The sequence below is a fragment of the Pseudomonas sp. rhizo25 genome (assembly GCF_031931935.1).
In the GTDB taxonomy this organism is placed as follows: Bacteria; Pseudomonadota; Gammaproteobacteria; order Pseudomonadales; family Pseudomonadaceae; genus Aquipseudomonas; species Aquipseudomonas synxantha.
The window spans coordinates 520,594-536,224 of the sequence record NZ_JAUJXA010000002.1 but is presented as its reverse complement, the minus strand read 5'-3'; the positions used below and the strand labels follow the sequence as shown (position 1 = coordinate 536,224).

General features: G+C 61.8%; 12 protein-coding genes. 5 read left to right on the top strand and 7 right to left on the bottom strand.

Features of this window, described 5'->3' with window-relative positions; all coding sequences use genetic code 11:
* Nucleotides 1-96: 96 nt before the first annotated feature.
* The 7 genes from QZR30_RS06100 to pilG all read right to left on the bottom strand — a co-directional run bounded on the left by QZR30_RS06100 (nucleotide 97) and on the right by pilG (nucleotide 11,635).
* Nucleotides 97-1,641, bottom strand: a complete 1,545-nt coding sequence (locus QZR30_RS06100; protein WP_311903094.1) for a Fic family protein — start codon at nucleotides 1,639-1,641, stop codon at nucleotides 97-99.
* 167 nt (nucleotides 1,642-1,808) lie between these two features.
* Nucleotides 1,809-2,264, bottom strand: coding sequence for a chemotaxis protein CheW (locus QZR30_RS06095; protein ID WP_046069921.1), 456 nt, complete (start codon nucleotides 2,262-2,264; stop codon nucleotides 1,809-1,811).
* Nucleotides 2,257-8,070 carry an Hpt domain-containing protein gene (locus QZR30_RS06090; protein ID WP_311903046.1) on the bottom strand — a complete coding sequence of 1,938 codons (5,814 nt, stop codon included), beginning with the start codon at nucleotides 8,068-8,070 and terminating at the stop codon, nucleotides 2,257-2,259. The genes QZR30_RS06095 and QZR30_RS06090 overlap by 8 nt, the downstream gene beginning before the upstream one ends.
* Nucleotides 8,071-8,231: 161 nt before the next feature.
* Entirely contained in the window at nucleotides 8,232-10,283 is a 2,052-nt protein-coding gene (locus QZR30_RS06085) for a methyl-accepting chemotaxis protein (RefSeq protein ID WP_046069923.1), read from the bottom strand.
* On the bottom strand, nucleotides 10,280-10,804 hold the full coding sequence (locus QZR30_RS06080; RefSeq protein ID WP_059396642.1) for a chemotaxis protein CheW: 525 nt from the start codon (nucleotides 10,802-10,804) through the stop codon (nucleotides 10,280-10,282). The genes QZR30_RS06085 and QZR30_RS06080 overlap by 4 nt, the downstream gene beginning before the upstream one ends.
* Nucleotides 10,805-10,815: 11 nt before the next feature.
* Nucleotides 10,816-11,181: a twitching motility response regulator PilH gene (pilH, locus tag QZR30_RS06075; protein WP_014720320.1), complete on the bottom strand. Its 366-nt coding sequence runs from the start codon at nucleotides 11,179-11,181 to the stop codon at nucleotides 10,816-10,818.
* 46 nt (nucleotides 11,182-11,227) lie between these two features.
* Nucleotides 11,228-11,635, bottom strand: a complete 408-nt coding sequence (pilG, locus tag QZR30_RS06070) for a twitching motility response regulator PilG (RefSeq protein ID WP_046069925.1) — start codon at nucleotides 11,633-11,635, stop codon at nucleotides 11,228-11,230.
* A 239-nt stretch (nucleotides 11,636-11,874) separates the two neighbouring features.
* Between pilG and gshB the strand changes: the two genes are divergently transcribed.
* The 5 genes from gshB (at nucleotide 11,875) to pyrR (ending at nucleotide 15,609) form a co-directional block, all read left to right on the top strand.
* Nucleotides 11,875-12,828 (top strand): glutathione synthase, encoded by a 954-nt coding sequence (gene gshB / locus QZR30_RS06065; protein WP_046069926.1) that lies wholly within the window; start codon nucleotides 11,875-11,877, stop codon nucleotides 12,826-12,828.
* 77 nt (nucleotides 12,829-12,905) lie between these two features.
* A complete protein-coding gene (locus QZR30_RS06060; protein ID WP_046069927.1) occupies nucleotides 12,906-13,811 on the top strand; it encodes an energy transducer TonB in 906 nt (301 codons plus the stop codon).
* Between the two features lie 151 nt (nucleotides 13,812-13,962).
* Nucleotides 13,963-14,532 (top strand): YqgE/AlgH family protein, encoded by a 570-nt coding sequence (locus QZR30_RS06055; protein ID WP_046069928.1) that lies wholly within the window; start codon nucleotides 13,963-13,965, stop codon nucleotides 14,530-14,532.
* Nucleotides 14,532-14,969, top strand: coding sequence for a Holliday junction resolvase RuvX (ruvX, locus tag QZR30_RS06050; RefSeq protein ID WP_003195067.1), 438 nt, complete (start codon nucleotides 14,532-14,534; stop codon nucleotides 14,967-14,969). The genes QZR30_RS06055 and ruvX overlap by 1 nt, the downstream gene beginning before the upstream one ends.
* Before the next feature lie 133 nt (nucleotides 14,970-15,102).
* On the top strand, nucleotides 15,103-15,609 hold the full coding sequence (gene pyrR / locus QZR30_RS06045) for a bifunctional pyr operon transcriptional regulator/uracil phosphoribosyltransferase PyrR (RefSeq protein WP_046069929.1): 507 nt from the start codon (nucleotides 15,103-15,105) through the stop codon (nucleotides 15,607-15,609).
* The last annotated feature ends 22 nt before the right edge of the window (nucleotides 15,610-15,631 follow it).

The window sequence follows — 15,631 nt, the reverse complement described above, 5'->3', positions numbered from 1 at the left end:
AGTCGAATCGTCGCACCGCCCCTCCCACATTTGCTCAGTAGCGCCTGTTAGATAGCAGTCCACGAGAAGTTCATGCACGGCCCAAATCTGCCCCAATCAATCTTCGCCACTCCCCACCTCTCGCTCTTCAAATGCCGATCGCACGGCTTCCACAACACGCTCTGCACGGCCCGTATCGTCCAACTGCGGATAGGCTTTCTTCAGTTTCCCTGATACCTGCCAGCCATTTTCCTTGAGCGAGCGAATGATGCGGTTCGCGTCGTGATCCGGCATTTCCAGCACTTCCTTGAGCCGCTCCTGGGCAAGCTGGAAAATGATGAGTACCCGCGCTTCATCAGCCATCTCGGTACGGACGGTATGCGCCACGACCTGCGCCGTGTACAGCACGTGCTCGGTCAGATCGGGATAGCGCCATGCAAAGTGCGCGTCGTCGTAGTCATCGAAGACCAGGTTGCTTGAGGTGCCGTCTTCATAGACGGCGACTTTTCCAAAACGATAGGACGCTGCATAGCGTTGCATAAATGGCCGCGAAAACACTTCCAACGTACGGTCATAACGCGCCCGAAAATCAATCGAACGGGTGATGGTGGCCGATACAGGCAGGATCACGCCCTCCGGCACCGCCTTATCACGAATCAAGATATCGTTGATCAAGAAACGATGAATCCGACCATTACCATCGCGCATCGGCTGGATATACACAAAGGCAAAGGCAATTGCCGCCGCCCGGGCCAACGGCTCGGCGCCGCGTGTGGCTAGTTCGAATGCCTTTAGGCCACCGAGCAAGTGTGGCAGCCCCTCAAAGGCCGGCGCGATGTAGTGCACGATATCCTCGCGCATCGTCGCCTGCCCCACGAAGACCGGTGAGCGTCGCAAGCCCAGCCCGAACGCGTCGTGCCCCAAAATTCCGGCTTGCAACGTGTGCAGGCTGTCGTTGCTCAACGGATCCTCGATACGGCCGCAATACTTGGCAATCACGTGGGCAAACCGCTGAATCCTGTCGGCTTTGTCTGACTCTTGCTCGATCAGAAAGCTGGCCCGCGACTCCTTGAGCGTCAACCAGCTGGCCGTGCGCATCAGGATGTCAGTGCCAAAGGTTTGGTTCAGCTCGCGAAGGGCTTCGCCCAGGTCAAATTGCAGCACTTCTTGAACCGATTCGGTACGGCGGACCAAGGGGCAGAACGCTGGCACACCGGGAAGATTATTGTTTATCCGCCAGCGTCGTACCCGCAGAAGCTCAACACGCGTCAGGTAATGCTGCGCTGATACGGCGTCGACATAACCGCCATTGGTGACATCCGGCACATCAAGGTGCTGTCCCGTCAGCCACTCGTACAAGAATCCAGCGCGGCGAGCATATTGACCAAAGGGCGCTTGCCGGCACCAGTCTTCGATTGGTTTCGGGCCAACTGTGGCAAACAGACGGGCAAAAAACTCAAGGTGAATCTCTTCGTACTTGAGCCCAAATTCGAAATGCCCCGCGAAATCGTCCGACGGTTGGTAGCTGGCGGGATACTTGCGCTCGACATGTCCATCGCTCTCGCGGCTCATCCGTGTCTTACCGATTACCGATTCGACGCGTAGGGGTTGTGCAAGTGCGATACCGTATTGCTCGGCGAGTGCCTTGAAACCTACTTGCATCATCAAATCCCCTAACGAGCCATTAAAAATACTAACTATGGGGGGATAGTAGGCGAAAACAATAATCTCGCGCTCATGAAAATGCTAACGCTCACTTTAATTTGATAACAAATCAGCTTTTCTCGTCTAAAACGATAATTTCAGCTGCAACGGCTCGACACGCGTGTTTACGCCAACCCGGACTCGACCAACAGCGCCTCCAACCCCATCAAATCCGGCACCTTCGCCACCTGTTCCCCCACTTGCACCGCCGCCAGTTCCAACGGGCACAACGGCACATCCACGTAGCTCAACTCGCTGTCGAGTTTGTACGAGCGGGGAATGCCCTGGATCACCAGCGCAATAAACTTCAAGGTCGGCCGCCCGCCCAGTGCGTTCAACACCACGATCCGCGAACGTTCGCCGGTCACGCTGGCTTCACCGCACACGGCTTCAAAGCTGATCAAGGGGATTTGCCGATCACGCCAGGTCACTTGCCGCAGGTACCACGGCGGTGCATCGCTGGCCGGTTCGCCGCGCTGGAAGTCGATCAGCTCGGCGATGGCGACGTTGGGCAGCACCAGGTGGCGGTCGGCCAGGGGCAGCAGCAGGCCGGTGAGTTGGCTGGCGCGGTAGTCAAGCATGGGACTTGCTCCAGTAGGCGATGCTTTCCAGCAGCACCGACTCCTGGTACGGCTTGCCGAGGTAGTCGTTGACGCCGATGGCCATGGCGCGGTCGCGGTGTTTCTGGCCGGTGCGCGAGGTGATCATGATGATCGGCAGGCGCATCAGGCGGGGGTCGTTGCGCACTTGGATGGCCACTTCGAAGCCGTCCATGCGCGGCATTTCGATGTCGAGCAGCATCAGGTCCGGGGTGTGTTCTTCGAGCACGGCGATGGCGTCGATGCCGTCCTTGGCGGTGAGCACGTTCATGCCGTTGCGCTCCAGCAGGCGGCTGGTGACTTTGCGCACGGTGACCGAGTCGTCCACCACCAGCACCAGCAGCGGGCGCTTTTTCAGCGGGTCGGTGAGGATCAGCGGGGCGTCGACCGACTGGGCCGGCAAGGCCGGTTGGCGAGCACGGATATGCGCAAGCAGGTCGATGATCAAGACCACGCGGCCATCGCCGAGAATGGTCGCCCCGGACAAGCCCTGCACCCCGGCAAACTGCGGGCCCAGCCCCTTGACCACGATCTCCCGAGTTCCGGCCATGGCGTCCACATGCACCGCCACGCGCCGTTCATTGCAGTGCACCAGCAGCACCGGCACCGGCTGATACTGGCCCAGCAGTTTCGGGCGGCTGACGGTGTGCAGCAGGTCGCCCAGGTAGAACAACTCGTAGCGCTGGCCGGCATATTCATAGTGCGGCGGGTCTTGCTGGTAGTGCCCCGCCAGCTCGTGGGGCAGCACGCGCACCAAACCTTCGATGGTGTTGAGGGGAATCGCGTATTGGTCGTCTGCGCATTGCACCATCAGCGCCCGATTGACCGACACCGTAAACGGTAAGCGAATGCGAAAATGCACGCCCGCCCCCGGCGTCGAATCGATCACCATCGAACCGCCGAGTTGGCGCACTTCTTCATGCACCACGTCCATGCCGACGCCGCGCCCGGAAATCTGCGTGATTTTTTCCGCGGTGGAGAAGCCCGGTTGCAGGATGAATTGCAGCACGTCGCGATCACTGATCTCTTGATCAGGGCCAAGCAGGCCGCGCTTGATCGCCTTGCGCCGCACGGCTTCAAGGGGCACGCCGGCACCGTCGTCGCGCATGTCGAAGACGATATCGCCGCCTTCGTGGGTCAGGTCCAGGGTAATGCGACCTTTCTCCGGCTTGCCCGTCTGCAACCGTACCTCGCGGGATTCCAGGCCGTGGTCGACGGCGTTGCGAAGCATATGTTCCAGCGGCGCCGCCATGCGTTCGAGTACGTTACGGTCCATCTCGCCTTCGGCGTTGCCGACGATGAACTCCACGTCCTTGCCCAGCTCCTGCGCCACTTGGCGCACGATACGCTTGAGGCGCGGCAGCATGCGTTCGAAAGGCACCATGCGCGTGCGCATCAGGCCCTCCTGCAACTCGGTGTTGATGCGCGCTTGTTGCTGCAACAGGTCGTGGGCGTCCTGGTTGCGGCGCTCGAGGGTGTCCTTGAGATCGAGCAGGTCGGAGGCCGATTCAGACAGCGCACGGGCCAACTGCTGCAGTTGCGAATGGCGGTCCATTTCCAGCGGGTCGAACTCTTCGTAGCCCAAGCGTTCGGCTTCGGCCTGCTGGCGGCTGAGGAGACGGCCCTGGGTTTCGCTGTCGAGTCGGCGCAATTGGTCGCGCATGCGCTCGATGGTAGTTTGCACTTCATTCAAGGCGATGCGCGCATCGTTGACTTGCTGTTCGATGCGACCACGGAAGATCGAGGTTTCCCCAGCCAGGTTGACCAGGTCGTCGAGCAGGTCGGCAGAGATTTTCACCATGTCGGCAGCAGGATCTATCACTGCCTCACCCTTGCCCGCCGGCAACGCCACCGGCATGACTGGCTCATCACTGGGGTGCACCAGACTCTTGATGCGTTCGATCAGCTTGTCCACCGAGCCGACGGGCAATCCATCCGCTACGGCGTCGATCATCTGCGCCAGGCGGTCATGGCAACCTTGCAGCAGCGCAAACAGCTCGGGGGTCGGCGCGAGCAAGCCGGCGGACAAGCCTTCGTAGAGAAATTCGAGCTCATGGGCCAAATCGCCAATCGGCCCGATCTCGACCATACGTGCGCCGCCCTTGAGGGTATGCAGGTCACGCAGCAGGGTTTCGACTTCCTGGCGATTGCTCGGCTCGGCCTGCCAGCGCAGCAGCGCGCTACCTGAACTGTCGAGGATATCGGCGGCTTCTTCGAGGAAGATATCCAGCAGCTCAGGGTCGGCACCCGAGGCCGGCTCCGCCGCAACCGGAGTTGTTGGTGTGCTGCTCTGGCGCAGCTCCCGCAGTTTGGCGACCAGCTCGGCGCCATCGCTCAAGGGCTGCTGGTGTTGCAGCTCTTCGAGTTGCAAGGCCAACCGTTCGTGGCTGGCCATCAATACCAGGGACAGCTCGGTGGAGTAACTGTAGCGGCGGTCCACCAGGCCTTCATACAGGCACTCCAGCTCATGGGCCAGGTCGCCTACCGGGTCGATTTCGGCCATGCGCGCACCGCCCTTGAGGGTGTGCAGGTCGCGTTGCAACGAGGACAACGGCGTCCCATTGTCGGGCTCCAGCAGCCAGCGCTTGAGGGACTGCCCGGCGCTGTCGAGGATATCCACGGCTTCTTCAAGGAAGATGTCGACAATCTCGTCGTCCATCGCCGTCTGCTGGCCCAGCTGCGCAGTGGCGGCGCCCAGCTCGGAAATACTCAGCGCACGGCTGCCGTCGCTTTTGACCAGGCCGGTAGCCGAGGGGTCCAGCGCGTCATCCAGTAACTCGCGCAGGGCCTGCACCCGTGCCGGCACCGGGCTGATTTCCTGGCCGGCGGCCAACTGGTCGAGCATGTTGATCAAGGCTTCATGGGCCTGCTCGGCTTCCAGGAAAAACCGCTCGCTGACCGCCAGGCTGCTTTCTTCCACGGCGCCATACAGGTCGAGCAAGGCTTCGCACAGCTCATCGATGGGGTGCAGGTCGGCGATGTGCGCGCCCTCCCCCAAGGTCGTCAGTTCATCCAGCAGTGCGGTGAGCTCCTGGCGCTCGCCAGGGTGTTGCTGCCAGCGACGCAGCAGGCTTTCAGCATCGAGCAGGATGTCCATGCCCTGGGCCAGGAAATTGGTGATCAGCTGCGGGTCGCGCTTGATGCGCAGGCCAGTGCCTGGGCCGTCGAGCAGTGCTGCAAGCTGCTGGTCCAGCAGGCTTTGGGTACGGTTGATCAGGTCTGCCGCCCCTTTGATCGGTGCCAGGGGATCGCTGCCCAGGTCGCGCAGCCCGCGCTGAAAAAGCCCTTGGGCCTCGAGCAGCAACTCCACTTCATCCAGGTCCAGCGGCAGGCGGTGGGCCTTGTATTCGCGGGTCAGGTGATCGAGCGGCCGCGCCAGTTCGGCGATGGGTAGCACCCCGGCCATGTAGGCACTGCCCTTGAGGGTGTGCAGGGCGCGTTGCAGTTCATCACTGACCTGCAGCGGCACATGCTCTGCAGCCTGTTGCAGGAAGTGGTCGAGGCTGTCCAGATGGCTCTGGGCTTCGTTGCGGAAGATCTCCAGTAGCATCGGGTCATGGGGTTCGGCAATCGACACGGGTGCGCTGCTGGCCAAGGCGTGGGCACGGGCGGCCAGGGCGTCGACTTCGTCGCGCTGACGCTGGGCATCGGTAGCAAAATCGGCGATCAATTCCGGCAGCAGGGCCACCGCTTCATCCAGCACCTGCTGCACCTCAGGGCCGAGGGTGACGCTGCGCTCCAGTACACGATTGAGCAGGTTTTCCACAGCCCAGGCCAACTCGGCCAGCACCAGGGCGCGCACCATGCGGCCGCTGCCTTTGAGGGTGTGGAAGGCCCGGCGCATTTCACCCTGGGCGAGTTTGTCCGTGGTGTTGGGCAGGTTGCGATGCAGCACCTCAAGGACTTCCTCGGTTTCCTCAAGGAAGACTTCGCGCAACTCATCGTCAATCGGCGCTTCATCAGCCGGCGGCGGTAACAGGCTGCCCGGACGCCGCAAGGCTGGAGGATTGAGGCGTGAGGTGGGGCTGGCCAACGCATCGAATTGGGACTGGCTCGGTGCGGTCTCGGTAGACAATGCGCCGTCGGGCGCGGCCAGGGCCTGGCGCCAGGGTTTTTCTGTTGGCAGGTAACCCAGTGCGCTCAAGCCCTGAGTCGCCAGTTCCAGCACTTTTTCGCCGGCCGCGTCAGGATCTTGGAGCATGCGTTCGAGGTAATACTCCAGGCTGCTGATCACCTCGGCGAAATGCGCCAGTTGCGCCTCGCAAGGCGCAGCGTCACTGACCATCAACTGCTCATCGACGTAGTCGGTGCAACCGCGCATCAAGCTCGCCGCCCGCGGCAAGGGAATCATCGCCAGGGCGCCGCGCACTTGGCTCAACAGCTGCGGCAGGGATTCCAGGCGCTGGCGGTCCCAGTGGGCCTCGATGCAGTCGATCACCAGTTCCTTGGCCTGCTTCAAGCACTGGCAGGACTCACGAATCACCAATTGATGAATCTGAGTCAGGTCGGTGGTGGGCAGCCGATTCTCTTCGCGGCTTTCCGGCTCGACGGTGCCGATCATCCCGGCCAACGTCGCTTCGACGTAGAGCAAGGCGCCGGCCACATCCATCAATACCGCATCACTGGGTTCGCGCTGGCCCTGGACCAGGCTCAACACCACGGCGAGTTGGTCAATGATCACTTTGCGCGGCTGACCGAACCCCAGTACAGCAAGGGTATCGGCGATCTGCCGCAGCGGCGCCAGCAGCGCGTCGAGGTCGTTGGTGTGTTGTCGGTCACTGCGTACGAACAGGTCGAGGCGCTCCTTGACCCGCACCAGTTCCTCGCACAAGGCGCCAAGCACCGAGCCCATGGCATTGCGATCCGGCCCGGCCAACCGCGCACGCTCGGCATCCACCACGGCACTGTCGGGCAAGGCTTCGTCCAGGCCATAGCGTTCTTTCAGGCTTTGCATGCGCGGCGTCGGACGGGTGACTTTGGCGACGTAGAACAACAGGCTCTTGAGCAACTCATCCGGCGCCGGCTGGTTGATACCGCCGATGCCCTGGGCCAGCAGGCGCTTGAGTTGTTTGTCACTGGCCTTGAGCAGGCTGCGCAGCGCCGGGCTGTTGGCGATCACGCCAGTGAGCATGCCTTCGACCAACGCCGAGGCGACCTGCCACAACGGCAACAACGGCGCGCCCTGGCACAGCGCCTCAAGGCGCGCGAACACCCGCGCCATATCTTCCAGGTTGCTCGGGCCGTGGTCTTCGCGCAGCAACCCGGCGAGGGCTTGTTGCAGCAGTTGGTGCCACTGGCGCAATTGTTCATGCAAATCCGATGTCGCACGCAGGGCCAGTGCTTCATCAGGCAGCGGCGTGATCGACAGCAGTTGCGGGCTGAACAGGCTGGTTTCCGACAACAGGCTTTCACCCCGGGCGCTGCGCAGGTCGTTGAGCAACGGCAGCACCACCAGTGGCAAATCGCGGCGGGCGCTGTGCACGCGGTCGAGGTACAGCGGCAATTGGCCGAGGGCTTGTTGCAGCAGGCGGATGCTTTCATCGCGCTGGCCGACACGACCGGCCTGGAGGGCCAGGGCCAGCGCCTCGATCTCTTCGGCCAGCAACGCCGCGCCATAGAACTCGACCATTTGCAGCGCGCCATGCACCTGGTGAACACCGGCCAGGCACTCGTCGATGGCGTCGCCGGTTTCAGCGTACAGGTCCAGCGCCGAACGGGCCTGCTTCAGGGTTTCGGCAATGTCGCCCTTGACCCATTCGAGGGCCACGTAGTCGTGCCGATCAACCATAACTGCTCCGCTTTGAATTCGTGGGTTGCTGGTGTTCTTGAAACCAATGGAGATCAAATGTGGGAGGGGGCTTGCCCCCGATAGCGGTGTATCAGCCAGCAGGTGTATTTACTGACCCGCCGCAATCGGGGGCAAGCCCCCTCCCACATATGGAGCGCATTTCAATCATCAGTCTGCTTGGGCGGTGGGAGCGTGAAACCCGACACCGACCTGCGCAACTGACTGGCCATCTTCGCCAGGTTACCAATGCTTTCGGCGGTGGCGGTGGAACCCGAAGACGTCTGGGTGGTGATCTGCTGGATCACATTCATGGTCAGGGAGATCTGCCCCGCCGACGAAGTCTGCTGCTGCGCCGCGTTGGAGATGCTCTGGATCAGCGCCGCCAGGGTTTTCGACACGCCTTCGATCTCTTCCAGCGCCACCCCCGCGTCCTGGGCCAGACGGGCGCCACGCACCACTTCGGTGGTGGTCTGCTCCATGGAAATCACCGCCTCGTTGGTGTCGGCCTGGATCGCCCGCACCAGGGTTTCGATCTGCCGCGTGGCCGCCGACGAGCGCTCGGCCAACCGTTGCACTTCATCGGCCACCACAGCAAAACCGCGTCCGGCGTCCCCGGCCATGCTCGCCTGGATCGCCGCGTTAAGGGCGAGGATATTGGTCTGGTCGGCGATGTCGTCGATCAGGCTGACGATGTCACCGATTTCCTGGGAGGACTCGCCCAGGCGCTTGATGCGCTTGGCGGTGTCCTGGATCTGTTCGCGAATGTTGTCCATGCCGTGGATGGTGTTGTGCACCACCTCGTTGCCTTTGTTGGCGATTTCCACCGAACGCTCTGCCACCGCCGAGGATTCGGCGGCGTTGGCCGATACCTGGTCGATGGACTGGGCCATCTGCTCAATCGCCGTCGAAGCCTCGGCAATCTGCTGGGCCTGGTGCTCCGACGCCTGGGCCAGGTGCATGGCGGTGGCCTGGGTGTCCTGCACCGCCCCGGCGACTTGCCCGGCGGTGAGGTTGATGGTGGCGACCAGGTCGCGCAGCTGGTCTACGGAGTAGTTGATGGAGTCAGCGATGGTGCCGGTGAAATCTTCGGTGACCGAGGCCGTGACGGTGAGGTCGCCGTCGGCCAGGTCTTCGATTTCATCCAGCAGGCGCATGATCGCGTTCTGGTTGCGCTCGTTCTTCTCGGCGGTTTCATGCAATTGGCGGTTGGTCTCGCGCACCATGACCAGGCCGATCAGGATGATCGAGGCCAGCGCCAGCAGGCCCAGTACGTAACCACCGATGGTGTCGAAACTGCGCCCACTGGCAAGGTTTTCAAAACCGGTGGCCAGGTGCGAGGCTTCATCGAGCAGGGTTTGCGACAGATTGAAAATATGGCTCGCCGATGCCCGCACCTGGAACAGCTGCGGCGAAGTCTCGAGGATTTCATCCACGGAGCCGGAGACGAACTCGAACAGCTCGGCGATTTCCGTCAGTCGCGCACGGGCGTCCTGGTCTTCGACCTGGGTGATGCGCAGCCCCGGGTTGCCGTTGAGCATACCGTTGAGCACCACGCCGAAACGGTTGGCGTCACGACCAAAGGCATCGGCGGCCTGCACCGCGGTTTCGTCCCCTGCGAGCACAGTGTTGACCGCCCCCAGGATACGTTCGGCCAGCAGTGATTGGCGCTGGGCCAAAGCCACCTGACTGGCCGGGGCGCCGCGTTGCAGGAGGATATCGACGACTTTTTCCGACTCCATCTGCAATTGCGGGACGGTTTCGGCCAGGGTCGCGGCCACTTGATGCAGGGACAGTACGGTCTGCTCGCTGGCAAGGATCGCGTCGGTGTTTTTCAGCAACGCCTCCCAATCGGTCTGCACCGCACGCATTTCGGCGCGTACCGCACTGGGCGCAGCCGGCAAGCCGGTTTGCGGGTCGCCTTTTTTCAGATAGCCCCAGCGCTGGGCAAAATCATTGCGCGCATCGCCCAGCAGTTTGAACGCGGCGGCCTTGCCGGCGGCCGCTTCGGTAGCGTTCTTGGCGATGCGCTGGGACAGCACGCGCAGCTCACCGGCGTGGCCGATGTACTGTTTATCGTAGGTGGACTGGGTGTTGAGGTACGCGAAGTTGGCGAACAACAGCATGATGAACACGATCAAGGCGATAAACAGCACGATGATCTGCGAACGGCTGCGCGAAGCGGCCTGGGGCTTGGGCGTGGTAGCGGTACTCATGCGGCGACATCCATGAAGCCTGGGGCCTGGGCCAGGGCGAAGGGACTGATGACTTGCCACTGCGTGTCGCCGTCGAAGTGGCCCTGGATAAACGGCGCACCAGAGGCGGTGCTGGCCATCCAGGCATCCAATGGGAAATGCTGCATACCCGCCACCTCGTCTACCAGCAGCCCGACAAACAGGTCGTTGAACTCCACCACCAATACACGCCGTTGCTTGCGCGCCTTGGACAACTCAAGACCAAGGAAACCACCCAGGTCCATTACCGGCAACAAGCGCCCGCGCAGGTTGGCCACGCCCTTGACCCAGGGCTTGACCCCGGGTATCAGGGTGCAACGCGGCTCATGCAACACTTCGGCGACTTCGCCCATGGGCGCCACGTACCCGTTTGCCCCTACACGAAAAGCAATCCCGCTCCAGCGTTGCAGGCGGGTTTCCTGGGACGGCAGGTCGGCGGCCAGCAGGCGGCAGCGGCGGTCGATGTCCAGCAGCAGTTCGAAGGCGGTTTGCGACTCGGTCATGATCGCGAGCCTTAGCCGGCCAGTACCTTGTTCAGGGTGGCGATCAGGGTTTCTTCGTCCACCGGTTTGGTCAGGTAGTCCTTGGCGCCCTGGCGTGCGCCCCAGATCTTGTCGGTTTCCTGGTCCTTGGTGGTGATGATGATGATCGGGATGCCGTTGGTTTCCGGCTCCTTGGACAATTGGCGCGTGGCCTGGAAGCCGTTGAGACCCGGCATCACGATGTCCATCAGCACCGCGTCAGGTTTTTCCTGGCGGGCCAGGGCCACGCCGTCCGCGCCGTTTTCGGCTTTCAGGACCTGGTGGCCGTGCTTTTCCAGCATGCCGGTAAGTTTGTACATTTCGGTCGGCGAATCGTCGACGATCAGAACACGTGCCATGGTTTTCCCCACTACATTGGTCGGCGCCGGCCCTTGTGGGGTGGCGTCAGTGTGCTTGTTCTACTGCGGCGAAGGCAGGCACATAGGCCTTTATCACGCCCAGCAGTTCTTCCTTGCTGAAAGGTTTGGTCAAAAACTGATCGACACCCACGATGCGCCCCTTGGCCTTGTCGAACAGGCCATCCTTGGAGGACAGCATGATCACCGGGATCGCTTTGAATGCCGGGTTGTTCTTCACCAGGGCGCAGGTCTGGTAGCCATCCAGGCGCGGCATCATGATGTCGACAAAGATAATGTGCGGGTGATGATCCACAATCCGCGCCAGGGCATCAAAACCGTCGATGGCCGTGATGACCTCGCACCCCATGTTCTTCAACAGGGTCTCGGCGGTGCGGCGGATCGTTTTCGAATCGTCGATCACCATCACCCTCAAGGCGTTGGAATGCTGTTCCATATCTGCTCTACCATCGCCACAGCGAATCGGTTTTCGGTGTGTACTGCCTGATGTTGCACAGGATGAGCGCCGCAAGCCTTGGAATTCAAGGGCCGCTGCGCCGTGGCAGTCTTTTTAGCACAGTCTCGGGGAGCAATCTATCGAGGCACCTGCCCAGTGGTTTTTCCTTGACCCACAACAGCCGCAGCGCCACTCTGACGCCACTTTTATGCGCCCTAATTTGCTAGAGGAAATCCCCCATGAGCGTTCGCGTCGGCATTGTCATGGACCCTATCGCCAGCATCTCCTATAAAAAGGACAGTTCGCTGGCCATGCTCCTGGCCGCCCAGGCCCGCGGCTGGACGTTGTTCTATATGGAACAGCGCGACCTGTACCAGGGTGACGGCCAGGCCCGCGCGCGCATGCGGCCGTTGCAGGTGTTCGCCAACCCTGAGAAGTGGTTCGAGCTTTCAGACGAAATCGACAGCCCCCTGAGCGATCTGGATGTGATCCTGATGCGCAAGGACCCGCCGTTCGACATGGAATTCGTATATTCCACCTACCTGCTGGAGCAGGCCGAACGCGCCGGCGTGTTGATCGTCAACAAGCCGCAGAGCCTGCGCGACTGCAATGAAAAGCTGTTCGCCACCCTGTTCCCACAGTGCACGCCACCGACCGTGGTCAGCCGCCGCGCCGACGTACTACGTGAATTCGCCGCCAAGCATGGCGATGTGATTCTCAAACCGCTGGACGGCATGGGCGGCACCTCGATCTTCCGTCACCGCGCCGGCGACCCGAACCTGTCGGTGATCCTCGAGACCCTGACTGTGCTGGGCACCCAGCAGATCATGGGCCAGGCCTACCTGCCGGCGATCAAGGACGGCGACAAGCGCATCCTGATGATCGACGGCGAGCCGGTGGATTACTGCCTGGCGCGTATCCCGGCAGCAGGCGAGACCCGTGGCAACCTGGCGGCCGGTGGTCGCGGTGAAGCGCGACCGTTGTCGGACAAGGACCGCTGGATCGCCGCCCAAGTCGGCCCGACCCTGCGGGAAAAAGGTCTGCTGTTTGTCGGACTCGACGTAATTGGAGAGCACCTGACTGAAATCAACGTCACCAGCCCTACCTGTATTCGCGAGATCGACAATGCATTTGGCACGAACATCGGCGAAATGCTGATGGCCGCCATTGAGCGCAAGCTACAAGCCAAGTGACATAGAACAGCCGGACACACACCAACATTGCGTTATCATGCGCCACCTGTGAAACGCGCGATGTTGGTTTTCTTGTCATGACACTCCCGTCCGATCTGCCCCCAGAACTCACCCACAGAGGCGTGCGCCCGGCTGATCGGCTCGGATTTACCCTGTTTCTCGCCGCCTTGATTCACCTCGCCTTGCTGCTGGGCGTGGGCTTCACCATGGTCGAGCCCAAGCAGATCACCAAGACCCTGGAAATCACCCTCGCCACGTTCAAGAGCGAAAAGAAGCCCGAAAAAGCCGATTTTCTCGCCCAGGACAACCAGCAAGGCAGCGGCACCCTCGACAAGAAAGCGGTGCCCAAGACCACCGAAGTCGCGCCCTTCCACGACAACAAAGTCAATAAGGTCACCCCACCGCCGGCGCCCAAGCCCGAGGTCAAGCAGGCTGCGCCCAAGGCCGCCGTAACGACCGTCGCACCCAAGCCGCAAAAAGCCCCGACCCAGCGCGAAAAGACCAAGACCGAACCCAAGCCCGAACCGGTGAAACCCGCGCCAACCTTCGACAGTTCGACGCTGTCCGACGAAATTTCCAGCCTGGAAGCCGAACTGGCCCATGAACAACAGCTGTACGCCAAGCGTCCGCGCATCTATCGCCTGAACGCCGCCTCGACCATGCGCGACAAAGGCGCCTGGTATAAGGACGAGTGGCGCAAGAAGGTCGAGCGCATCGGTAACCTCAACTATCCGGAAGAAGCCCGGCGCCAACAGATCTATGGCAATTTGCGCTTGCTGGTGTCGATCAACCGTGACGGTTCGCTCTATGAGGTGCAGGTACTGGAATCCTCCGGCCAACCGTTGCTGGACCAGGCCGCCCAGCGCATCGTGCGCCTGGCCGCGCCCTTTGCGCCGTTCAGCGGCGACTTGAACGACGTGGACCGCCTGGAAATCATCCGCACCTGGAAATTTGCCAAGGGTGACCGGCTGTCCAGCAACTGATGCGCCCCGCCTACTGTAGGAGCGAGCTTGCTCGCGAAAAACCCCAGGACGACACGTTCATTCAGGCAGCACGCATAATCGTTGACGAGCTTCGCGAGCAAGCTCGCTCCTACACTTGTCAGTTCGCCCCTCCAACGCCACACTAGCGGACATGAAAAACGTCAGCCCGACCTACCTCAAGCACCAATTCCTGATCGCCATGCCCCATATGGCCGACCCGAACTTTGCGCAGACCTTGACCTACATTGTCGAGCACACGGCCAATGGTGCCATGGGGCTGGTGGTCAATCGCCCGCAGGAGCTGAACCTGGCCGATATCCTTGAACAATTGCGCCCGGAGATCGACCCGCCGGCCCGTTGCCAGGGCGTGCCGATCTACATCGGCGGGCCGGTGCAGACTGATCGCGGCTTTGTGCTGCACCCCACCGGGCCGAAGTTCCAGGCCACGGTCGACCTTGAAGGCGTGTCACTGTCCACTTCCCAGGATGTGCTGTTCGCCATCGCCGATGGCGTTGGCCCTGAGCAAAGCGTGATTACCCTAGGCTACGCCGGTTGGGAAGCCGGGCAACTGGAGGCCGAACTGGCCAGCAATGCCTGGCTGACCTGCCCGTTCGACGCCGACATCCTGTTCAACACCGCCAGCGAACTGCGCCTGGAAGCGGCCGCCGCCAAGCTGCGGGTCAACCTCAACCTGTTGACCAGCCAGGCGGGACACGCCTGATGGCCTTGCGTCTGATCCTCGGTTTTGACTACGGCACCAAGCAGATCGGCGTAGCGGTCGGCCAGGTCATCACCGGCCAGGCCCGTGAACTGTGCACCCTCAAGGCCCAGAACGGCGTGCCGGACTGGAACCAGGTTGAAGCCCTCATTAAAGAGTGGAAGCCAGATGCGGTGGTGGTCGGCCTACCCTTGAACATGGACGGCACCCCCAGCGACATGTGCCTGCGCGCCGAGAAGTTCGCCCGCCGCCTCAATGGCCGCTACAACCTGCCCTTCTATACCCACGACGAGCGCCTGACCACCTTTGAAGCCAAAGGCGAGCGCCGCGACCGTGGCGGGCAGAAGGGCAGCTACCGCGACAACCCCGTGGACGCCATCGCCGCCGCCTTGCTGTTGCAGGGTTGGCTGGATGAAAACACCGCTTTATTTGAATCCTGACCCGCCGCGATCCTGTGGGAGCGGGCTTGCCCGCGAAGAACGTTAACGATACCGCGTGAAGGCTGGATGAACGCGGTGCCCATGAGTTTTTCGCGAGCAAGCTCGCCCCTACACACTTAATAAGGAGCCCCCCGTGAGCCTGCCCAACCCCGCCGAACTGATCAGCCAGATGGCAATACGCCTCAAGGCGCACCTGGAACACCGCGCCATCAGCGAGCCGCGTTTTATCGGCATTCGTACCGGTGGTGTGTGGGTGGCCCAGGCACTGCTGGAAGAGCTGGGCAGCGACTCGCCCCTGGGCACCCTGGATGTGTCCTTCTACCGTGATGACTTCAGCCAGAATGGCCTGCACCCGCAAGTGCGCCCTTCGGCCCTGCCGTTCGAGATTGAAGGCCAGCACTTGGTATTGATCGACGATGTACTGATGAGCGGCCGCACCATCCGCGCCGCCCTGAACGAGCTATTCGACTACGGCCGCCCGGCCAGCGTGACCCTGGTGTGCCTGCTGGACCTGGACGCCGGCGAATTGCCGATCAGCCCGGACGTGGTCGGCGCTACCCTGTCGCTTTCCGCACAGCAGCGGGTAAAATTGTCCGGTCCCACGCCGCTCGAACTCGAACTGCAAGACCTTGCCCTTTAAACCGCCTTGTACAGAGTCCCCG